The sequence below is a fragment of the Escherichia sp. E1130 genome, from assembly GCF_005781065.1.
Lineage (GTDB): Bacteria > Pseudomonadota > Gammaproteobacteria > Enterobacterales > Enterobacteriaceae > Escherichia.
The window spans coordinates 38,152-59,316 of record NZ_VATL01000034.1 but is presented as its reverse complement, the minus strand read 5'-3'; the positions used below and the strand labels follow the sequence as shown (position 1 = coordinate 59,316).

29 protein-coding genes are annotated in these 21,165 nt (G+C 47.4%); 15 read left to right on the top strand and 14 right to left on the bottom strand.

The window, feature by feature from the left end:
- Positions 1-11: 11 nt before the first annotated feature.
- The 5 genes from hxsD to FEK66_RS23085 all read left to right on the top strand — a co-directional run bounded on the left by hxsD (position 12) and on the right by FEK66_RS23085 (position 5,109).
- Complete coding sequence (gene hxsD / locus FEK66_RS23105) at positions 12-284, top strand: His-Xaa-Ser system protein HxsD (protein ID WP_000333417.1); 273 nt, start codon at positions 12-14, stop codon at positions 282-284.
- Complete coding sequence (gene hxsB / locus FEK66_RS23100) at positions 284-1,672, top strand: His-Xaa-Ser system radical SAM maturase HxsB (protein ID WP_138211607.1); 1,389 nt, start codon at positions 284-286, stop codon at positions 1,670-1,672. Before hxsD ends, hxsB begins: the two co-directional genes overlap by 1 nt.
- Positions 1,665-2,777 carry a His-Xaa-Ser system radical SAM maturase HxsC gene (gene hxsC, locus FEK66_RS23095; RefSeq protein WP_047959275.1) on the top strand — a complete coding sequence of 371 codons (1,113 nt, stop codon included), beginning with the start codon at positions 1,665-1,667 and terminating at the stop codon, positions 2,775-2,777. The genes hxsB and hxsC overlap by 8 nt, the downstream gene beginning before the upstream one ends.
- A complete protein-coding gene (gene hxsA, locus FEK66_RS23090; RefSeq protein ID WP_138211606.1) occupies positions 2,774-3,409 on the top strand; it encodes a His-Xaa-Ser repeat protein HxsA in 636 nt (211 codons plus the stop codon). Before hxsC ends, hxsA begins: the two co-directional genes overlap by 4 nt.
- A gap of 68 nt (positions 3,410-3,477) precedes the next feature.
- A complete protein-coding gene (locus FEK66_RS23085) occupies positions 3,478-5,109 on the top strand; it encodes a DUF6119 family protein (RefSeq protein WP_240783250.1) in 1,632 nt (543 codons plus the stop codon).
- Positions 5,110-5,276: 167 nt separating this feature from the next.
- On the opposite strand, the gene FEK66_RS23080 is transcribed toward FEK66_RS23085, so the two are convergent.
- The 14 genes from FEK66_RS23080 to FEK66_RS23015 all read right to left on the bottom strand — a co-directional run bounded on the left by FEK66_RS23080 (position 5,277) and on the right by FEK66_RS23015 (position 13,893).
- The gene (locus tag FEK66_RS23080) at positions 5,277-5,693 is read right to left on the bottom strand and encodes a hypothetical protein (RefSeq protein WP_000387701.1); all 417 of its coding nucleotides are present in this window, start codon (positions 5,691-5,693) and stop codon (positions 5,277-5,279) included.
- Positions 5,694-5,731: 38 nt separating this feature from the next.
- Positions 5,732-6,961, bottom strand: coding sequence for an integrase domain-containing protein (locus tag FEK66_RS23075; RefSeq protein ID WP_001443041.1), 1,230 nt, complete (start codon positions 6,959-6,961; stop codon positions 5,732-5,734).
- Between the two features lie 270 nt (positions 6,962-7,231).
- A complete protein-coding gene (locus FEK66_RS23070; protein ID WP_138211605.1) occupies positions 7,232-8,410 on the bottom strand; it encodes a site-specific integrase in 1,179 nt (392 codons plus the stop codon).
- Positions 8,371-8,577: an excisionase gene (locus tag FEK66_RS26105; protein ID WP_138211604.1), complete on the bottom strand. Its 207-nt coding sequence runs from the start codon at positions 8,575-8,577 to the stop codon at positions 8,371-8,373. Before FEK66_RS26105 ends, FEK66_RS23070 begins: the two co-directional genes overlap by 40 nt.
- Positions 8,578-8,619: 42 nt before the next feature.
- Positions 8,620-9,186 (bottom strand): 3'-5' exonuclease, encoded by a 567-nt coding sequence (locus FEK66_RS23060; RefSeq protein WP_138211603.1) that lies wholly within the window; start codon positions 9,184-9,186, stop codon positions 8,620-8,622.
- A gap of 1 nt (position 9,187) precedes the next feature.
- Complete coding sequence (locus FEK66_RS23055) at positions 9,188-9,943, bottom strand: DUF551 domain-containing protein (RefSeq protein WP_138211602.1); 756 nt, start codon at positions 9,941-9,943, stop codon at positions 9,188-9,190.
- On the bottom strand, positions 9,943-10,254 hold the full coding sequence (locus FEK66_RS23050) for a hypothetical protein (RefSeq protein WP_138211601.1): 312 nt from the start codon (positions 10,252-10,254) through the stop codon (positions 9,943-9,945). Before FEK66_RS23050 ends, FEK66_RS23055 begins: the two co-directional genes overlap by 1 nt.
- Positions 10,247-10,603, bottom strand: a complete 357-nt coding sequence (locus tag FEK66_RS23045) for a hypothetical protein (RefSeq protein ID WP_138211600.1) — start codon at positions 10,601-10,603, stop codon at positions 10,247-10,249. Before FEK66_RS23045 ends, FEK66_RS23050 begins: the two co-directional genes overlap by 8 nt.
- On the bottom strand, positions 10,596-10,814 hold the full coding sequence (locus FEK66_RS23040; RefSeq protein ID WP_138211599.1) for a hypothetical protein: 219 nt from the start codon (positions 10,812-10,814) through the stop codon (positions 10,596-10,598). The genes FEK66_RS23045 and FEK66_RS23040 overlap by 8 nt, the downstream gene beginning before the upstream one ends.
- Positions 10,811-11,011, bottom strand: coding sequence for a hypothetical protein (locus FEK66_RS23035; protein ID WP_138211598.1), 201 nt, complete (start codon positions 11,009-11,011; stop codon positions 10,811-10,813). Before FEK66_RS23035 ends, FEK66_RS23040 begins: the two co-directional genes overlap by 4 nt.
- Positions 10,996-11,538: an HD family hydrolase gene (locus tag FEK66_RS23030; protein WP_138211597.1), complete on the bottom strand. Its 543-nt coding sequence runs from the start codon at positions 11,536-11,538 to the stop codon at positions 10,996-10,998. The genes FEK66_RS23035 and FEK66_RS23030 overlap by 16 nt, the downstream gene beginning before the upstream one ends.
- A gap of 138 nt (positions 11,539-11,676) precedes the next feature.
- A complete protein-coding gene (locus FEK66_RS23025; RefSeq protein WP_138211596.1) occupies positions 11,677-12,504 on the bottom strand; it encodes a DUF2303 family protein in 828 nt (275 codons plus the stop codon).
- A 57-nt stretch (positions 12,505-12,561) separates the two neighbouring features.
- On the bottom strand, positions 12,562-12,933 hold the full coding sequence (locus tag FEK66_RS23020; RefSeq protein ID WP_024132791.1) for a hypothetical protein: 372 nt from the start codon (positions 12,931-12,933) through the stop codon (positions 12,562-12,564).
- 306 nt (positions 12,934-13,239) lie between these two features.
- The gene (locus FEK66_RS23015) at positions 13,240-13,893 is read right to left on the bottom strand and encodes a S24 family peptidase (RefSeq protein ID WP_138211595.1); all 654 of its coding nucleotides are present in this window, start codon (positions 13,891-13,893) and stop codon (positions 13,240-13,242) included.
- Positions 13,894-13,986: 93 nt separating this feature from the next.
- Here FEK66_RS23015 and FEK66_RS23010 point away from each other — a divergent pair, with 93 nt between their 5' ends.
- From FEK66_RS23010 to FEK66_RS22965, 10 genes are all read left to right on the top strand, one after another.
- Positions 13,987-14,184, top strand: a complete 198-nt coding sequence (locus FEK66_RS23010) for a Cro/CI family transcriptional regulator (RefSeq protein WP_138211594.1) — start codon at positions 13,987-13,989, stop codon at positions 14,182-14,184.
- A gap of 28 nt (positions 14,185-14,212) precedes the next feature.
- A complete protein-coding gene (locus FEK66_RS23005) occupies positions 14,213-14,770 on the top strand; it encodes a YmfL family putative regulatory protein (RefSeq protein WP_138211593.1) in 558 nt (185 codons plus the stop codon).
- Between the two features lie 160 nt (positions 14,771-14,930).
- Complete coding sequence (locus tag FEK66_RS23000; protein WP_138211592.1) at positions 14,931-15,644, top strand: phage regulatory protein/antirepressor Ant; 714 nt, start codon at positions 14,931-14,933, stop codon at positions 15,642-15,644.
- 1 nt (position 15,645) lies between these two features.
- Positions 15,646-15,825: a DUF4222 domain-containing protein gene (locus FEK66_RS22995; protein ID WP_138211591.1), complete on the top strand. Its 180-nt coding sequence runs from the start codon at positions 15,646-15,648 to the stop codon at positions 15,823-15,825.
- On the top strand, positions 15,822-16,661 hold the full coding sequence (locus tag FEK66_RS22990; protein ID WP_138211590.1) for a Rha family phage regulatory protein: 840 nt from the start codon (positions 15,822-15,824) through the stop codon (positions 16,659-16,661). Before FEK66_RS22995 ends, FEK66_RS22990 begins: the two co-directional genes overlap by 4 nt.
- Entirely contained in the window at positions 16,658-17,578 is a 921-nt protein-coding gene (locus FEK66_RS22985) for a conserved phage C-terminal domain-containing protein (RefSeq protein ID WP_138211589.1), read from the top strand. The genes FEK66_RS22990 and FEK66_RS22985 overlap by 4 nt, the downstream gene beginning before the upstream one ends.
- Entirely contained in the window at positions 17,575-18,903 is a 1,329-nt protein-coding gene (locus tag FEK66_RS22980) for a phage N-6-adenine-methyltransferase (RefSeq protein ID WP_138211588.1), read from the top strand. Before FEK66_RS22985 ends, FEK66_RS22980 begins: the two co-directional genes overlap by 4 nt.
- Complete coding sequence (locus FEK66_RS22975) at positions 18,900-19,937, top strand: DUF968 domain-containing protein (protein WP_138211587.1); 1,038 nt, start codon at positions 18,900-18,902, stop codon at positions 19,935-19,937. Before FEK66_RS22980 ends, FEK66_RS22975 begins: the two co-directional genes overlap by 4 nt.
- 21 nt (positions 19,938-19,958) lie before the next feature.
- Positions 19,959-20,654, top strand: coding sequence for a bacteriophage antitermination protein Q (locus FEK66_RS22970; RefSeq protein WP_138211586.1), 696 nt, complete (start codon positions 19,959-19,961; stop codon positions 20,652-20,654).
- 198 nt (positions 20,655-20,852) lie between these two features.
- The gene (locus tag FEK66_RS22965; RefSeq protein WP_012906787.1) at positions 20,853-21,044 is read left to right on the top strand and encodes a winged helix-turn-helix domain-containing protein; all 192 of its coding nucleotides are present in this window, start codon (positions 20,853-20,855) and stop codon (positions 21,042-21,044) included.
- Positions 21,045-21,165 lie beyond the last annotated feature (121 nt).

Below are 21,165 nucleotides of genomic sequence, written 5' to 3'. Positions count from 1 at the left end.
AGGCAATGGCAATGTGCGAAAGGACGTTAAAAAAAGATGTTTATTCTGAATGGGTTATACGCAATAGCCTGTACTGGATGACTTCTCTTACTCAGTGGAAACTTTGTGAAGATATATCCTCCTGGACAATCTCTTTTGAAAACGATGGTCCCGAATGCCTCTATGAATTCGAGAGGCTGCTGAATGATTATGCTTTGCGAGAAAAACTACAGCATAAAACGGGGGCGTTGAGAGATTCTATTGTCCATAAAGTGCTTCGCAGTGTCGATGAAAGGCTTTCGTAATGGAATTGATGCCATTCAATTTTGACAGATTGCCTAATGGACGGGTTTTTATAAGCAACCTCGCTGGCTTTCATCACTTCATTAATGAGCAAGAGCTGCTTGATCTTTCTGATGAGCAAATCAGTGCGGAGCAATCAAATGCACTAGAAAGCAAGCTGTTCATAACCAACGAAAGCTCATCAGCTATTGCTCCCTATGCTTTAAGTTCTGCTTTTGCAAAACGATTGATGAATGAACTGGCGATCAGGCCAATTTTCATGATTGTGCCCACATTGCGCTGCGACCATACCTGCAAGTATTGTCAGGTCAGTAGAGCTTCAGTGAACGCCTCTGGTTATGATCTAGATCCCGATCTCATCCCTGATATCATTTCGACTATCAAAAAAATATCGACACCACCTTACAAGATAGAGATACAGGGTGGAGAGCCACTCTTGCGGTTCGATTTAATTCAGTCTATCTATGAGCATTGTACTGAAACGTTGGGAAGCACCGATTTTGAGATGGTGATAGCATCAAGCCTGTCTGTCTTGAATGAGGATATGCTTGAATGGTCGAGAAACAGGAACATAACGTTCTCTATTTCGCTTGATGGTGAGGAAGTTGTTCACAACAGTAATCGAATTCTTGGTCATGGGCTTGCTTATAGTAGAACAGTATCAGGAGTAGAGGCTATCAAACGGTCTTTAGGCGCTGGTCGCGTTGCAACGGTTACTACAGTTACTAAAGATCTTATCAGGCATCCTGAATCGATTGTCCAGGCTCACTTGTCTCTTGGCCTCAAGGACATGTTTATCCGACCTGTTAGTCCCTATGGGTTTGCACAAAAAGCATCGTTCACCTTTTCTATGGACGAATACTTAAGTTTCTATGCCTCGTTGATAGATGAAATCCTTAAGACCAACATTGAAGGGATAAGGGTTGTGGAACATTCGGCCTCCATTCATCTGAAAAGGCTCTTCAATCCCGGTTTTAGTGGTTATGCGGATTTGAAGTCGCCAAGTGGGGTCGTGCTTAACAGTATTCTTTTCAATTATGACGGTCGAGTATATGGCAGCGATGAGAGCCGCATGTTGCAGAAGGTGAACCCTGAAACGGAGTTCAGTGCGGGTGAGGTTAAGACGCTATCATTTTCCAAGAGTCCTTACTATAACGCAGTATTGAGTTCATCGTTCAATTTTGCTCTGCCAGGTTGTGATACATGCGCGTATCAACCATTTTGCGGTGCAGACCCATGCCAGAACATAAGTGTACAAGGTGAGCCTGTCGGTGATAGGAGTCGTTCAACGTTTTGTCAGTATCACAAGGGAATGTTCAGGTATCTGATGAACTCCATCTCAGAAGGTGGTCCGAAGGCTGAGATGCTAAAAGGATGGGCATATGTCTGAGGTTATCAGGAACGATATCTTTCATTTTGCTTCAAAAAAGAATGTGCCCACAGGGTTCTATCGGTTATGCAAACAAAAACCAGTGAACCCTTTATTCTTTTTGCCCAATTTGCTGGTAGTTGCTGAAAGCAATAATGATGCCATTCTACCATGCTTTGATTACTCTGTTATTAGCACTGAATTATTTGAGTCAATTGAAGATGGAGATATTGGGGTAATTAACAATGGCAATATGATCCGCGTTATTCTGTCCCGCAGAGCCAATCATAATACTGTCTTAGTAACGGAACGCTGCAATAACTTGTGTCTCTTTTGTTCGCAGCCACCAAAGAAATCAAATGATGACTGGCTACTTACCCAATCAGCCCTTGCTATCGCTTCATTTGGGTTGAATGGAGTAGTTGGGGTCAGCGGTGGTGAACCTTTGCTGTATGGAGATGATTTCCTTAACTTCATTGATTTTATCATCGAGAATTCACCAGGTACTGCTTTGCATGTTTTAACAAACGGACGCAAATTTGCTGATACCAACTTTACTCATGAAATGGCAAAGCGAAGTAAAAAGATAAAAATCACCTTTGGTATACCGCTCTACTCATCAAGACCACTTGTGCATGATCATTTGGTAGGAAGTGATGGCGCATTTAATGAAACGGTTAAGGGGTTAATCAATGCAGGGAACTCAGGGATTAATATCGAACTTAGAGTTATTCCGACACTGGCTAACTATACGGAATTGGATGACATCGTAGAGTTCGTTGGCCGTGTTTTCTCCAACATCAATCAGATTTCCCTTATGGGGTTGGAATCTATCGGTTGGGCGCGAAAAAACTGGTCAACAATCTTCATTGAACACAGCAGCTATAGTGAGAAAATAACCTCCGCTATAGACGCTGCACACAGGTCAGGTATACCTCTAACAATTTTTAATTATCCTTTGTGTCATCTTCCTGAAAGAGCCTGGGAGCTTGCTGCTCAGTCGATCTCTGATTGGAAAAATTACTATCCTAAAGAATGTGATGAATGCACTCAGAAGTCTTCCTGTGCTGGTTATTTCAGTTCTTCAACGGGCCGTTTTCATCAACCACCGAGACCAATTTTATGAAAAAATTTAATTTTGCTGCTCTACTTCCGGGGTTTTTGGCACTCAATAATTCTGTATGGGCAAGTGATTCATCTACCGGAGCAAGTGAGTTGCCTGGTATGACTCTTAATGAACATGATTTAGTGATAGCCCCACTTAACACCGAAGTTCCATTCTACATTGCAGGGCATCGCAGTCATAGCTCCCATCGGAGCCATAGTTCTCACCGTTCATCATCAGGTGGCGGGTACTATGGTGGCAGCACTCCCTATTATCCAAAAACATACAGCTCACCAAGTTCATCTGGGTCTTCAAGTTCAGGAACAAGTTCCTCATCGTCCTCTTCCTCTGTGCGTTCGCTTCGTTCTAACGACAATAACAACTCTACTACTACGAATTCTGTTGGAACTACAGAAGCTAACCGTGCAAGTAATGAGCTGACTTCTGGTACAGAGAAGCGTAAGCGCTTAATCATGCGGGTTCAATTCGCTTTGCTGGACAAAGGTTATTACAACGGGAATATTGACGGCATAATGGGGCCTTCCACAAGGCAGTCAATAAAAAATTATCGCATTGCGAACGGACTACCAGTGCCCTCAAGTGAAACCTTAGATACACAGTTGTTAAATTCATTGAGTATTTTAGCTCGATAAATCAAGTATATTAAAAATTATTCACTTTAACATTAACTTGTATGAATATATATTTCAGAGGCGATTAAATGTCAGTCAGCTATAACATATATAGAATGCCATATAAGAGTCTTCCAGAATTGACAAAAAAAATCATTAAAGAAGGGCTTGTCGAACAAAAAACTATTCTACATCAATCTTATCAACTCAAATTTTATTTTTCTGATAAGTTAAAAGGAAATGAAGTATGGTGGTGGGATGTTTTTAGTGATTTCTTCAATGAAGAAATTGAAAAGCCTCATAATATATTCTATTTTGGCCTGCTAATAGGATTTAAAGAAAAGGACCCTGAGAATTGCTATCTTATCAGTCTTGGTAAATCACATTTTTATCTCAGCAAGTTTATTGAAGCAGACTTTGGGCTGAATGTGGCAATGCGTATAGCTAATGATGAAAATATTTTACTCAAGAAAAGCAGATTCTTTTGTGGGGGAAAGAGTCAGGAGGCATCCTCATACTCACAGTTTGTTCAAGGATCATATTTTCCTGGCGAATCCATCGAGCATCTCAAAACAAAAGCCAAAGAAACTGACAAGTGGGGATGTAATAATATAACTTTTTCTGATTCAATTCAGCTAAGTTTGGATGGTGCCCCTACTGCATTAGTCGATGTTTTCAATGATATTGATTCTTCGTTGGCAACCAAAGAGAAAATCGAATTTCCTAAATCGGAAAAAATCACTGACGAGTCAAAGCTCGATGAGCTTGATAATTATCTACTTCAATCGATCATTACAGATGATGCAAAAGTTATTATTGATGAGATTCAATCTTTTGGTGCCTCTATTGTAATTAATAATTCTTTGACATTTTTTAAATTGCACACAAAAGTTGAGGGGAGTGGAAAGTATCTTCAATCATCAGATAAAATTAATGACATAAAAATAGCAGATGTAAAGAAATTCATAAAAACTAACGACATAAAAGATGTCAATAAAGTTTTTGTTAAGATAACTAATGAAAATAACAGTGGTCATACAGCCTCGTTAAAAGAAATATTGAGCATTACTTATAGCGAGGGCAGTGAGCACTTCTTCCTTAAGAGGGGAGGATGGAGTCGATTTAACTCTGCTTTTATGAAGTATTTGTCTACTTCTTTAGCCAGTATAAAATTTGAGGTTAAAGATGCTCTTAAGGAAGACGACTTCAAAGTATGGCAAGCTGAAAAAATAAAACAAATCGCAGAAGGAACTTCTAAAGACAAATTAGAATATAGAGAGTATTATTTTAATGAAAAGATGTCTGATGAGAAAGGTTATATACTTCTAGATCGCCAGCTAAAAAAAATACCATCCTTACGTGATAATGGCAAGGACTACAATGTTGAAGTTGCAGATCTTTATAAAAATGGAGAGATTATTGCTGTAAAGATATCAGATAAACCGCATGATCTAATTTATAATATTGAACAGTCAAAAACTACAATTCAAACTATAGTAAGAGGAGTAGTAAAATTTGAAGAGACAATTACTGATGTGGTTTTATGGATCTCAACTACTACAAAAGCTAAAAAATTAATTGACATCAATTCTATTCAATTTTTATTGGCGGTTCAAACTTGGAAGGAAGTTGTTGAAGGATTTAATCTGAAACCAAAGATATATTATTCACATCACGACAAATCCCAAAAGAAAAAGGGAAAGAAAAAAAACGTATCTTAAATCTCAACTTAGAATTGGTTATGGAGAAAGTTATCAGGCTATAGCGTCTCAGTATCGCTCCAATATTGGTGTGGATTATGTATCACCGATACTACCAAAATTATTATGTTTTAGGTATGGTGATTTACCGCCATACCTCTTTTGTATTTATCTCGCAATGATGTTGTTTACTTTTGTTTAAGTCTTCTAAGCTTCATACTTTCTAATGAGAATAATAATAGAGTTGTGCTGTATATAAAACCAGAGTTAGTTAATAACTTTAAATTTAATGCTTCAGGATTTTCACTGAGAAAATGAAAGGCATAAACTAAGTATACAGCTAAAGTAGCCGTTCCAATTGTTGGTCCAATATCGCCTTGATCATGAGGTTCAAGGTTTACATTGAACTTAAAAATTAGCCATTCAAATCCCCAAGTTAAAAAAACAACTAATGTCATGGCTGCAAATAATTTCGCAATGTTATCTGCTGATGGATTCATTAGAACCGATTGTTCCTGAAAAAATTCGCAAAGTGAGAGTCCGAAAAAAATAAAAAAAAGCGGTCTGGAACTGAATTTTTCAAAAACTTTGAATAAGGCTTCCATTTTCTGCACCTTCAGGATTATATTAACTATTCTGATGCCTAGGCTACCAGAGCATTTAATCTTTGAGCTTGAACGTAATCACTCCACCATTGCATCAAACTCTGTCGCTCTATCAAATATTCTGCACGATTGTATGCTGCGATAATTTCATCTTTTTTTGAGTGGGCAAGGGCTGCCTCAAGAACTTCAGCTCTGAACTTACCAGACTCCTCTGCCGCTGTTCTTGCAATAGAACGCATACCGTGAGCTACAAGCTCGCCTCCAAACCCCATTCGGATGATAGCTGCGTTGGCTGTTTGTTCATGCATATGGTTAAGAGGCGCTTTAATGCTAGGGAAAACCCATTCTCTATGTCCACTTATTGAATTCATTAATTCAAGGATGTGCAAAGCTTCTTTACTCAAAGGAACTTTGTGAGGCTTTTTCATTTTCATAAAATCAGCAGGAATGTTCCAAATGTTGTTGGTTGTATCAATATCAGACCACCTTGCGCGAACGGCTTCACCCGGACGAACCCATGTCAACAATTGCCATTCAATTAGCATACGTGTTTCCAGCCGGATTGACGCATTCGTCAAAGATTCCATAAACCTTGGCAATTCGCTTGGGGGAAGGGCAGGCATATTTTGCTTTTTTGGTTTACTGAATCTTTGACCAAGGTTGTCAGCCGGATTGAACTCAATAAGTTCTTCAGTGGCTGCCCACCGGAAGATTTCATTCAGACGTGAAATGATGCGGCGTAGAGTTTCCAATACGCCTCGTTGCTCAATAGGATCAAGGTGTTGTTTTAAGAGCTTAGGTCGGATCTCATTGATAGGGACATTACCCAGGCCAGGAAAGACATTTCTCTCTAAGCTGCGCCAGATGTCTGCTGCATGGTCTTGTGAGATACCTGAGGTCTTTACCTTCTCATCCAACCATTTCCTTGCCACGGCTTGGAGAGTGTGTTCAGTAGCATTCTTTAAGGCATTAGCTTTATCGTTGTTATGAACTTGGGGATCAATGCCATTAGCAAGCAAGGAAAGGTATTCATCTCGTAAGGCTCTGGCTCTTGCCAGAGTAAGGTGAGGATATGTCCCAAGGCTCATTTTGGTTCTTTTTTTACTGACTGGCACTGCATACCTGAAATACCAATTCTTCTTTCCTCCTTTCGAGAGGGGAGCGATTCGTAGTATCAAACCATCTCCGTCAAACAAGTTGATTTCTTTGTCGGCTGGCTTGGTGCTTTTGATTTCAGTGTCAGTGAGCTTCTTAGCGATTTTTGCCATTTTGGGACCCTCGGTTTTTGGACCCTTCTTAGTGGGTCCCATTCAGGGTGCCATAAGTGATAGTTCTCAGCAATTCTCACTGGACGACAATAGACGTAAAAAAGCCCGCAGAGCTTGTGCTGTGCGGGCTTAGTAGACTTCATTGTACTTCAAACAACTAAAAAGTGGTGGAGCTGGCGGGAGTTGAACCCGTGTCCGAAATTTTGTAACTAACTAATTTGTAATGGCTAACAAGTTGCTTTGATTTCTGCGGCTCCTTTACGGCTCCTTTCAGTTCCTGCCACTGACCAGCTTTGGCTTTCTCTCCGTGTTGCCGTCATACTCCTTCAGATAGCGACCATAATGTCGGAAGAGCATCTCCGGTCCTTTATGGCCCATTTGTGCCGCCAGCCAGAAAAGGTTTACGCCACGGCTGATCAGCCGTGTGGCGAATGTGTGCCGGGTCTGATAGGGGTTGCGATACCTGATGCCGGCTTTCCGTAGCGTTGGCACCCAGGCTTTTTTCCTGATGGCATCCGCGCTGGCCCATGGCTTGTTTGTTTTTGGATCCTCAAAGACACAACCGTCCTTCATGAAGCTGAATGGCTTTTGCTCGTTGAGCGCGATCATCGCTTCCTCAGTTAATTCTACCTTGCGCGTTCCCGCCTTCGTTTTAGTTCCTTTCGTCACTCCCGACACGCTGGCGCTCTGTACATGCGCCGTCTTCTCAACGAAATCAATGTCCCTCCAGCGGAGCGCACACAGTTCGGAGCTGCGCAGCCCTGTCTGTATCGCAAACCTGAATAAGTTCTCCCACTGTTTATTGCCTGTTGATGTTAACAGCGCTCCCACCTCAGTCGGCGACAGCGGATCGACAACATAACTACTTTCTGCATCGCTTTTATTGCTTTGATACCGTGATGCTGTGACCAGCGAAACCGGGTTAATTTGCAGTACCCCATCAGTTACAGCTTCATCCAGCGACGAGCGCAGAAAAGAAAGCTGATTTCTGATGGTTTTGAGTGTTGTCTTCTGGTTCTGGATCCACTGCTTTAATGCCGCTGGTGTTAACTCGCTGGCTGGTAATATATGCAATGACGACAGAGCACTACGGCATTTTTTATAACCGCCAATTGTCGATGGCGATAAATTACGTGTCTCACAAATATCAATATATTCGTCGAGGTACATTTTGATAGTTTTACCGGATGCGGCATTACCAAAAATTTTTAACCGTGCTGAGCGAGGGAAATATTCTGCGTAATTAAAAGTACCTCGTTCAATTTTATTGTGAATTTCGCCGAGAGTTCTCTCGGCGTATTTGATATTTTTATTATTTACTTCAAGGTTAGATAATGGTTCCCGGCATTTAACTCCCCTATAAGTAAATGTGATATTAATAGTTTCCCCGTTGCTATGTTTCCTGATGGTCACGCCGCGTGGGAGTTTAGGCGATTCTGTCGAGCCCATTTTGCAACCTCACTAAGATCTATCCATCTCTCCTTAACGCCTTCAATCTTTAAAACCTGAACACCTTCGCGCCAGACTCCACGTTGCACACGTTTAGTAATTGCATCGGAGGTTTCTCCGGTTTCTTTGCAATAAGTTGAGATGGGAACACAATCGAGGCTCAGCATAAATTTCTCCATTGCCCGGCTGCACCCGGGCTATTAGGGTTATTATTCGGCGCTGGCGGGCAGTAGTCGCTGCCAGATTGCCGATACATATTTCACCTGGTGGCGGGCATCGGCCAGTGCGTTGTGGGCCACACCATCAAATGGCATATCGCGCTTGGGGTCGAAACCAAGCTGTTTGCCGAGCAGCACCATGGTACGCACGTCGCTGTCGTTCCAGAATTGCCACGGGCAGGTTTGGCCGGCGCGTTCATAGGCTGAACGTAAAATAACGTTGTCGAAGTTGGCGCCATTTCCCCAGACTTTCAGGTAACGCGGGTTGTCAGAGTTACGGCTGATAAATGAGCTCAACTCGGAGAGAGCAAAGGTAATGCTTCTCGTATCGTCGGTACAAATAGCGGCGCGAGCCTCCGCTGATTGCTTCAGCCACCACAGAATGGTGTCACCATCAGGAGTAGCCCCCTGATCCATGGCGCTGGCGAGGTTGACGGCCACATAGAACTCAGCACCCAGCTCACCGCTTTTCGGGTCGAAAAACACAGCACCGATCGCGACAATTGGCGCAGCAGGCTTATTGCCCATGGTTTCGAGGTCGATCATTAGGTTGTTCACGTTATAAAGTCTCCTGTTTTGGTACTGCTGGCAGTGGCATCCAGTGGGTGATTTCGCATCCCTGCTTTGGCACATTCGGGAATTCGTCGGGATAGAATTCACCGTCTTCATACTCAGCGCAGAAAATCACGCCGCCTTCCTGATGCACCAAGATAGGTTCATGCTCTTCCGGCATCCGCTCGCTGCACTTAATCCAACCATCCGGAATTACCGGAGAGTTGCCAGCCTGAAGCATGGCGGTGCGGCAGGCGTTCCACACCTTCATAGCGACGGTAGGAATACCGTTATCCAGAACGCCCAACGTCACTACCAGATTCGCTGCTTGCAGCACGTTTATCTCATCCGGCACCGCCGCCGTAGGCTTTTGCACTGCATCATCAAGTTGTTTCAGGAGAGTATCGACCACGGCAGCGGCATTTTGCGGTGTCACCTCTTCATGCTCATGCTCATATCCGCTGAGGTTCAAGCGTTCAACGATAGAGGTCAGTTCCGGCATAGTCTGCGATGAGGCGTATAGCGGAAACTGATACTCACCCATTGCCTCCCGCGTGATATTGGCGTGAGACTGCTGCTCCATGATTATTGGAACTTCAGCGCTGTAATAACCAAATGGTTCCTGCTCCATGGCAGCAAGTAACGAACGGGCCATCATTTCAGCCTCTTCCGCAGGAAGCACAACGTTGTGCCCAGCGCTGTATTTGGCGCGCCATGATGCGATTGTCTGAAGGCGTTCTTTGTTAAGTTCGCTGGTGGTCATCACTCTTCTTCCTCTGGCAAGACCAGGATGGTGTCGTCCGGCACAGTGATGGTGAGATGGACACTGTAACCACGCTCATGCATGGCGTAAGTGACGGGCCACGCTGGCAGCGGCGTATCTTCGGTAACTTGGCTGATACCGATGCTCCACAGCCCGGAGTCGAGGTAATAACCGACCACCTGAATTTCACCCTCGGCGGATTTGAGGTGATAGATGCCTGGAGAGTTGTAGCAACCAATCTCTTCACGGATCGCGCCTTCGCACTCCAGCAAGTCATCGCTGGCACCGTAAAAATGCAATTGTTTAGTCATTCCATGCCTCCAGCTCGTTATCAATTTCCTCGTCGATTTCGTCGTTTGTGGCCTCTTCGTTAAGATAGTCGAGCGCTTCTTTGAGATATTTTTTACGTCGCCCGCTGTCATACCATACTGAAAATTCAGGGGACCAGCCGCTGTCGTCGCCATTCTCGGCAAAAAAATCATGCATCGCGTTGTTATATGCCAAACGGTCAACCATGCTTTCAGCCGTAGTCAGGGCGCATTCCCGGATATACCCGCGCAGATCGCGCTTACGCCAGTACGGACTGTACTTAGAATCGCAGCGCCCCTTAAATTCAACTTTCCAGCGACGAATGCAGCGGGCGTAAAGTGATTTAGGCATCGTCGGCTCCTTTTACACATTCAGGATGTTTACCAATAAACTTCTCAAGTAACGTGTCTTCATCGCAGTTGCGCTGCATACGAAAATCAGGGCAGTCGTCACATGACAGAATGCTGATTTGCATGGATGAAGAGCTGTCAAGCGATAGAGTTCCGCCACATGCCGGACAAAATAAATTCTCCGGGCTAAGTGCTGCTTTGTTTTCTCTCACGGTGTTTTCTCCCCGCGTAAAATTTCGTTCTCAGCCATAAGAGTGACGCGCTGCTCCAGAGCCTCACTCAGGGCAACAAAGGTCACATCCAGCCTGGTGGCGACTTCACGCATTAACTGTGCCGCTGCTGGTGGAAGGTCAGACGATGCTATGCGTGCCGCGGCGACCAGTTCTCTCACTTTCATATGTTGTTGCATGCGCGCATCTCCATCAGTTCGTTAAAGCGGGTCATGAACAGTCCGTAAGCCTGGCCCGGGCGGAGAGGAACGATCTGGATAATGTCGCTGGTGGGGATGCCTTCGAGGATGGGCCACGGTGTACCGTCGTCAATGTCCAGATCCCGGCGTTCGGTAGCCAGCATTGTCAGATCGGCATATTTCACTACAGCAGACTGTGTGAGCGGCAGATTGAATTTAAAGCGGATCAGTTCGTCGACAAACGCCTCAATCCGGCGGTAGTCTGGCAGCAGGGCTTTAAGCGGGGCGGGAATATCCTGGCAATACGCTTCGGCGGCATCGTGCATCAGTGCTTCAAAGGCAAACTCAGGCTCTACCAGCTGGCTGCACAGAACTGAGTGTTGGGCCACGGAGTAGAACTCCGGCAGGTGGCCGGCAAAGCGGCAGATATGGGAAAGCGCGGTCGCTATATCTTCGATCTCAATATCGTCAACAGTGGCGTTCACATAGTCGAATTTCTTGCCTGATAATGTCTGTATGTAGCTCATCGGTTTTATTTCTCCATTTATTCGCAGCTGCACCTGCGGCTGATTTTTGGTTGCACGAATCCCTCGCCAGATGGCGATATTTAAATGAATTACGCTTCACTAATTGCCCCGCGTGGCAGGGCAATTAAGGCTGAGCAATTACGCTTTAAAGTTACCGATAAAAGTTTCTACTGGCTCGCCGTCGAATTTGCCGATCAGCAGGTCGCGGAATTCGTTGGCGATCGCTTCTTCCTGCGCTTCCAGTTGAACAATGCGCAGAACAAAACGTGGTTCGTCACCAGTGAGCAGACTATTGCGAAGGCTGAATGCACGTTCACTTAGTCCTTCATACGGCACGCATTTGAACTCAAACGCTACTGGCATAACATCTTTGCTGCTGGCCTCAACACTCTGCATCAGCGATTTTTTCCCGCTGAAATCACCATCTTCATGATCCTGCTGGGTGGCCTGCTGGATAGTGATGCGTCGAACAGCCTGAGCAGCCTGTGAAATTTGCATGGTATTTCCGTCAGCATCAAAGGCCAGCAGGTAATCACTCCAGTCTTCCAGCCATTCAGCGATTTGCTTTTGCTTCAGGCGGTCGCCGTTAATCGCCAGCAGCGCGCGGAAAGGCGCAGTCTGCTTCAGGGTGATTGCAGCAACGTTATCAGCATGGCCCGGATTATCCAGCGTGCCGATATTGAACACGGATCGCGCAGTCATATTGTCCGCGTCAATAAAGCAGCGAGCAGGTTCCTCGGTGCTGGCGTAGCCTTTCGAATAACGGGCAAAATCATCAATGCTGGTTGTGGTCATGGCCCCACGGAAACGGAAGCGCTCAAGAGAAAAGCGCTCGAGGCTTTCAACGCGAGTATCTTCCGGGAGTAATGCTGTTGGGCAAGCCAGACCGTTTATATCATTCAGGTGATAACCAGAAAGAACTAGATCTTTAACCTGCTTAAAAGTACCGCTGTCTACCTGAGACATAAAAATTCCTTATTAACAAATGATCGAATTGGTGGCAGTGAATTAGTTGTCAGCGGTTCACTGAGCCGCTTTAAGCTTTCCGTCTGTGGCACCGTTGATACTGAACAATTGTCCTTGATCCTCCTGCAGGATGGTGAGCTTGCCGCCTTTGTTAACCCACATTGGCGTTTCAGTGGTGTCCTCTTCGGAGGCTTTACCGCGTGGCGTCGGGGTGCTGTAGTTCAGCTTGTGTTTTATCTTGACGCGCTTCTCTTCAACGGAATTCCCCATACGCTCAAAATCAAAGGTGAGGACCACTTTGCCTTTAGTACCGTTATTCAGAACGCCCAGCGCGGTGGTATTCAGCGCGGCGGCGATTTTGTTCATGAACACGCCGGCGTCCAGCTCACCCAGAAAATCGGGTACTACGGTCATGCGATCATTGCTCATAGCATTTCCTCTCGGTTAAGCGGCTGCCGCCGCCGTAAGTTTCGCCACACACAACAGAGAAGAGCACCTGCGCGCTGGTCATGGGTGAGAAGATCATTTCCTTAACGCCCGGGTGGGTTGGGTTATGAGCCCGTCGCCCGGTGATGCTCTTGTCTCTTGTGTAAAAGGGTGTTCGCTATTGATGGATTTAATGTAGGATATCCAACGTGAAGGTGTCAAGATGAAATGTAGGATATCCAACATTAAAATGGTGGGATATAAAAAAACCGGGCAAAAGCCCGGCTATTTTGGGAAGGGTTTGCTGGATTAAAAATCCATTACTACTTGTTTAACGAGACCCACGATGCGGCAATTTTCTCCGCACTCTATGGTCTTAAAATTTGGATTAAGCGGGACTAGGTATCTGTTTGGCCAATCTTCAACAAACTTTTTGAGGGTGGCTTCTTGACCACCATTTATATGGGCAACCACGATTTTACCGTTGAGATAATCAGTATCCATAATGTCAGGTTCAACGATAACTATAGATCCTTCTGGTATTGAGGGTGCACCTAATGGATTTGTCATTGAGTCGCCGCGTACTCTCAATGCAAATGCCATGTCGGATACAAGAGCCGTTGTGTAAACCCACTGCTCAGCGTCACCTTCTTTGACACCGGGGTCTGTCATTGTCCAAGACCCTGCTTGAACCCATGATATCAACGGTACTTTTTTAACCGAGAATATTTCTGGCTTTAGATTGACCTTAGGTTCAGGAGAACCATTCCCACTGACAAGCCATAGAGGATCGCATTTTAACGCGTTAGCAAGGGCTTGAAGGTTGACTCCGTTAGGTTGGTAGTCGTCCTTTTCCCATCCTGTAACCGTGACACGATTCACACCAGCTATATCAGCTAGTGCTTGTTGCGTCAGATTCAGTTCCTTTCGCCTTTGGCGGATTCGATCGCTCATATTCATCATGTAGGTAATCCTACCATTTAAGCAGGTAAGATTCTTGACATTGTAATGTTGGATATCCTACATTGTGTGGGTGTCAACTAACAGGAGTTAACAATGCGGAAGTCCGATGTGATTAATTTTTTCGGCGGTGTATGCAAAACCGCCGAAGCCCTTGGAATTAAGCACCCGTCGGTTTCAGAGTGGCCAGAAATTATTCCGGAGGGGCGAGCTTATCAACTCGAAAACATTACCCGCGGAAAACTAAAGGTCGACGTGTCTTTATACCAAAAGCCTAACGATACAGCAGCTTGATTGTAACCACAGGAGTAGGAGGTCAACCGTGGGTAACGAACCTGAATGGAAGATTGATAAACAGCCTGTATGGCTGGTGGCAGCAATTAAAAAAACGATCGCTGAACTGCCTGGCGGATACGCCGAGGCGGCTGAGTGGCTTGATGTTACGGAGAATTCGCTCTTTAACCGTCTGCGTGCCGATGGTGATCAGATTTTCCCGCTGGGCTGGGCGATGGTGCTGCAGTGTGCTGGTGGCTCAAACCACATTGCTAACGCCATTGCGCGCCATTCCAACGGTGTATTTGTTCCGATTGCGGACATTGAAGACGTTGATAACGGCGATATCAACCAGCGCCTGATGGAGTCCATCGAGTGGATCGGGAAACACTCTAATTTTGTGCGGAAAGCGACAGCGGACGGTGTGATTGATGCTGAAGAGCGTGCGCAGATTGAAGAGAACAGCTATCAGGTGATCGCCAAGTTTCAGGAGCATATAACGCTGCTATACCGCGTTTTCTGTGCTTCAGAAAAGAGTGACGCCCGCGAGTGTGCAGCTCCGGGCGCCGTGGCAGATAAATCTATGTGTATGGAGAAATCCGCATGAGCAATTTAACCGCAAATTGTCATTTGCCGCAACTCAGGATGATCCCGGTACCGGGCACTCCTTCGTTTCGGTATGAGCGCATGGTATCGGGTCGCTGGGTTTCATGTAACCACAGTCGCGCGGCTCGAATTGTGGGGGTATTCAACCGGAGGGCTGCCCAATGGTTCAGCAAGTAAACCACAACAGCACGCAGACAATGCTGCCAGCTTTCGCAGCCGGTACCGTAACTATGGGCAGCCGGGAAATAGCCGCACTGACCGAGAAACGCCATTTCGACGTAATGCGCGACATCGAACGTATGTTTGAACAGCTCGGTGAGGATGTTTTGGGGTGTGCGCAAAACTTCGTACACCCCCAGAACGGGCAGGAGTACCGGGAATACCGCCTTGACCGCGAGCATGCTGAATGCTTGGTAACAGGTTATAGCGCCGCGCTGCGCATGCGAATTATCCGCCGCTTGCGTGAACTGGAAGAGCGCTCAGGGACTATTCCCCAGACGCTTCCTGAAGCCCTCCGCCTGGCTGCTGATATGGCTGAACAAAATGCGCAGTTGGCGCATAAGGTACAGCAGGACGCGCCAAAGGTGGCGTTCGTAAACCACTACGTAGAGTCCGGTGGCGCCAAAAGCCTGCGTGAGACGGCGAAGATCCTCAACATGCCGGAAAAAGCGATGATCGACGTGCTGCTGCGTGACAAGGTTTTGTTCCGCCAGTCCGGCAATCTGCTACCTCATGCTCTGCGCCAGCGTGATGGCCTGTTCACTGTCAAAACCGGCACGTCTGATTTCGGTCATGCCTATACGCAAACCCGCGTAACACCTCGTGGCGTCCAGTGGATCGCCGAGCGCTACGCCTCCGAATTGATGGGGGGCTAACGTGACAGAGCATATTCAACCCCTGAACCGATATTACCGGGATCATCACGGCATCGTCGTGAATGTGACGGGTTATGACGCAGCCGGACAGCGTGTTATCTACCGCCGCCCGGGTTACGAATGGGAGTGCGTAGCGCCGCTGATTGTGTTCCGCGCCAGATTTAAGAGGATAGATAAGTGAATATCCTGATTATTGCTTTCAACGATTCGGGGCGCTACACTGCTCAGGCAGCGGCAAAATCCGTTGCCGGGCGTTGCAACCCGGAATCGACCATAGCGCACGACCGCGCTTTAGCGGTTTTTTTGTGCGCTAAGCATTGCCACACTCGCATTATGGTGGGGCGTGCAGGGCAGCCGAAAGGCTGGCCGGTTCCTATGGTCGCCGGTATTGCAACCCCTGTACGTCTCACCACCCATGAGCGTTGCAACTCCGGTGGTGAGTTATTAAAACTGACCATAGAGGCAGCCATCATGGCTACTGTCCCCACTATTGCTCAACCTGAAATCGCCGTAATCAACGGCCAGGCTGTTACTTCCTCACTGGCTGTTGCCGATTACTTCACTAAGCGCCATGACGATATACTAAAAAAAATCCGTGCCCTGGAATGTTCGTCAGAATTTAACGCCCGCAATTTTGCGGCGGTTGAATATACCGATGCTAAAGGTGAACGTCGCCCGGCCTACCAAATCACCCGAGACGGTTTCGCGTTCCTGGCTATGGGCTTCACTGGCAAGCGCGCGGCGCAGTTCAAAGAATCGTACATCACAGCTTTCAACCAGATGGAAAAACCACTAACCAAAACGGTTGATACCTCCAGCGCTGCCCACAATGCGCACGTAGCCTATCTCTACATAGCTGAAATCCATCGCGTCTGGATGGCCCAGCTTTATCCTATGCTGGTGGCCTCTCAGTCCCCAATAGCAACCTCGCTGTATGACTACGTCAACGACGCTGCATTCGTTGCAGGGCTTGTGGATCGTTCTCTGAACGGCGGTAACGGGGAGGTGCGCAAGTGAGCCTGTTAATGACATCTCGCCCGATAGTGATAAACCCTGATCTTGCACATAGCATCGGTCTTAATGAAGCGATTGCCTTGCAACAGGTTAACTATTGGCTGAAAGAAACGACTTCCGGGATTGAGCGTGACGGTGTGCGTTGGATTTATAACACCACGGAACAGTGGCTTGAGCAGTTCCCCTTCTGGTCAGAGTCCACTCTGAAGCGTACCTTCACCCGCCTGAAGTCTATCGGTGTGCTCAAAATTGAGCAGTTGAATAAGTCTCAACGTGACATGACGAACTACTACACGATCAACTATGAGAGCGAACTTTTAGATGAAGTCAAAGTGACTAAATCGAACGGTTCAAAATGCACTACTCCATCAGGTCAAAATGACACGATGGAAGATGCCAAAGTGAAACGATCCAATGGGCCAAAAAGAACCGCTGTCATTAGGTCAAATTGCCCTGATGATCCTACAGAGATTACAACAGAGAATACTACAGAGATTAAAACCCCTTCTTGTCAGGTTGCGGCGCAACCCGACCCGGAAGTGTTGATCACCGATCAGGCGAAATCTTCACTGGCTCATTTGAACCAGGCCACTGGCTCACGGTTCCAGGTCTGCAAAAGCTCGTTGGAACATATCCGGGCCAGGCTGCGCGAAGGATTTACCCCTGATGAGCTGGTGCTGGTCATTGACTACAGCGCTGAGAAGTGGGGCGCTGATATCAAAATGGCTGAATATCTCCGACCAACGACGCTGTTTCTTCCGTCCAAATTCCCTGGCTACCTCCAGTCTGCGACGAAGTGGAACGATGCAGGTCGACCTCGTTGCATCGATGGAAAGTGGGTCAGGAATGGCGATCCTTACTTCAAGGCGAGCTATGACAGTGTGGATTACAGCAGCATACCGGAGGGCTTTCGCTCATGACGACCAACAAATACTGTCAGGCGCTGGCCGAGTTACGTGCTAAACAAACTCATGAGCTCAAAGAAGTTGGGGATCAGTGGCGCACACCAGATCTGTTGTTCTGGGGCATCAATGCGATGTTTGGGCCGCTGATGCTGGATTTGTTCGCTGACGACTGTAACGCCAAATGCCCGGTCTGGTACACCGCCGAAGATAACGCTCTGACACAGGATTGGTCGGAAATGCTGAGATCCATCGGTGGAGCCGCGTTCGGCAACCCGCCATATAGCCGCTCTCAGTACCATGAAAAGCAGGCGATTACGGGCATGAGCCACATCATTAACCATGCTATGGCAATGCGAGAAAAGGGCGGTCGGTACGTTTTTCTCATTAAGTCTGCGACGAGTGAGGCGTGGTGGCCTGAAGAGGCAGATCACGTCACATTTATCCGTGGCCGAATTGGTTTCGATCTTCCTCAATGGTTCGTGCCGAAAGACGAAAAGCAGAAGCCCACCAGCGCATTTTTTGCTGGCGCTATCGTGGTGTTCGACAAGACATGGCGGGGAGAGCGTTTCAGTTACATCAACCGCACCGACCTGGAGGCCAAAGGCTGCGCTTCGATCTCGCTGGCCCAATTTGCAGTGGCAAGAACGCAAACTGATGTGGCGCCGGCGCTGGTCGCTGAGGTAGTGCCGGAGAAATCAGAGGCTGAATTGCCATTAACCCAAAAAGCCATTCTGGAAACCAGTGGAGTAGAGGCGTGGGCCTGTGTAGTCGCGGCGTTTGGCGAGAAAGATGAGTACACCTTTAGCGAGTCAAAGTTTGGTCATACTTGGGCTGCCGACTCCTTGGAAAATCCTGATTTTACCAATGTTTCACCGCTGACGATCGACAGAGCGAAAAAGCTGAGCAGCGAGAGCATCCTAATGGGTGTTAATGCATGGCTGGAAACATTGCCCTTTGATAGCGATAACGTGAAACAAGACATGTCAGAGCGGCTTCGCACGGTTGCCGTTGAATCTGCGAAAGAATACGGCATCAACCACAGTGAATTCATCGCGACCATGGAAAGCCTGGATAAAGCCAAATGGTCAAATATTCGGGGGATCCGCGCCCATGTACGTGAAACGCAGGAATCAAAGGACAAGGCGTTAAACGAATCGCGCGTTTGGCCTCTTGAGGTTGGACTGGTGTTTAACCAGATTGAAGGGGCTGACGCTCTATCTGTTTCACAACAGAACAAGCTGAAAGCCAATATCAACCAGCTGTGGCTGGAGCGTATGCAGACCAGCGAGATCATCACTGTGGCTGGTGGACTTGTCAGCCGTATGCAGGGGGTGGCATGAGGGCTCTGCTGACCCCTGAAGTTGTGCCACGCCTCGGCGTGGTACTGCTCAAACCAGGCAAAGAGTTGATGCCTCTGTTCTCCACTGGCCGTGTGCTGGTGGAGTCAGAGCCGGAGAGTATGGGCAAGCTGTCATCGGGCCGCATTCCCGATGCCAGGCAGCCAGTAGCGGAAGACGAATCCCTGGTTTCATTCTTCACCTACGATCGAGTGATTCAAGCTGCTGGTGGGCTCTCTGGGCTGGATAACTGGCTTGAGCGTAATGTTAAATCCTGTCAGTACCCGCACTCGGAATATCACCATCTTGAGCTGGTGAACATGCGGCACACTCCCGGGGCGCTGCGTGTCTGTTGGCACTGTGATAACACACTGCGCGATCAAACAACTGAGAGGTTGGCGGGGATTGCGAGCCGGAACGTCATTAACTGGGTTATCGATACTGTGCTGCTTAGCCTGCGGGCTAACCGAGAGCGTGAGTTGTCCATTGCTGAATTGTGCTGGTGGGCGGTTTCTGTCGGCGTGGCAGACGCTATTCCTGACTCAATGGCTGCCCGGGCATTGCGATTACCGTATGAGCCATTCCCTGCAGTTTACCGTGAGAGCGACATTGTGGCAGCAGACGACAGGCCGTCGCTGGCACTTCAGAAGAAAGCCAGCAAAGTCTGCAGCGTGCCGGTAGAGCATGAGCAACCAAAGGTGCTGGCGCTGCGGACGGATCCAGAGTCACCGGAATCATTCATGCTGCGGCCTAAACGCCGCCGCTGGTCCTGTACGGACTATACCCGCTGGGTAAAAGCTCAATCGTGTTCAGGATGTCGGCGACCAGCCGATGATCCGCATCATGTTCTCGGTCATGGTCTCGGCGGTACAGCCACCAAGGCCCACGACCTGTTTGTGATTCCTCTGTGCAGAGAGTGTCACGACAAATTGCATGCCGATGCAGCGGCGTTTGAAAAGAAGCATGGCACGCAGCTGGAGCTGCTGTTTCGTTTTCTGGATCGGGTGCTGGCGATCGGCGTAATTGTTAAAGCGTAAGTGTATGGAGCGCTAATCTGAATGAACTTACAGGCCATTGAATATACCCGTATAGAAGTAAGGTGCGCCCTGGCGAATTTATCTGAAGGGACAAAGGGGCAACTGCAGGCGTTTAGCGAACATCCACCGGCAGACAAAAATAAAACGCCCCGCTGCGGGCAGCCTCTTATCGAACTGGAGGGCGGGGAAGGCTGTGGACACTCGCTTGTAAAGGCATTAACCACGCCTGTTTATGTGCTGGAAACGAGAAGCCGGCGGCGACCGTTCCCGCCAATGCAGGATCTGGAATTTAGCTATGCGCCGTGGCGCCGGGTAATCAATTCACTGGATGACTACCAGCAGGCATGGATCCGTTACTGCTATGGTTTCGATCTGAACTTCAGGTACCAGACGCTGATGTGCCAGCATGTATGGAATGAGTTTCAGAATTGCAGGGTAGAGAAGAAGCTGCAATCACGGGTAGTGAAAAAACTGGTCGGCCTTGTCTGGCTGGCAGCGCAGGAGGTGGCTGCGGCCAGAAGCAATGACACATATAAAGAATACGCCGGTGCGGCGCTGGCGCGCATAATGTCTGTGGATCGCTCAACCTGGTTACGGGTGTATGCATCGCACTGGGCGAGATTTAAATCGGCATTCGTCGAACTTGACAATCAGGCGCTGCAAACGGTCCTCATCAGGCGCGAAGGGCTGGAAGTGGCTAATGCGCTGGAAATGTGACCTAAATTTCACTAACTCCGTCTAACGCGCTTGCAAAATGCAACAAAATGAGCCATATTTAAGGCTAATTTGATATTTTGTCAAAACTGTATCTAACCTCGTTTCGGCGGGGTTTTTTTATGTCTTTTGCAAAGACTTCTTGCTGCTGTCGGCGACCAGAGTTATCTGTATGTCACACTATTTTTTAAGGTAAAAGACATGCTAAATCAGCAAGATATGACAGAAGAAGCGAAAGCAATTCTTAATGAACTAAGTACAACGCCAGCGACCGCTGGGGAAATTGCAGAGAATACACACCTGAGCCTTGCACGCTGTGAATTTATACTCACGCAATTAGTGATGGCGGGGTTTTCGTTTTATCAATTCGGATGTTATAAGCGCCTCCAGTAATGGTGGCTATTGGCTGTGAAAATGGGCGGCTGGTGGGTGTTGGAGCACTCCACCAGCCATTCGCTCATGTTTGAGGTCACAAGCGAACCGAGGCCCACCGCTTTAGCGCTAAAGCACAGTG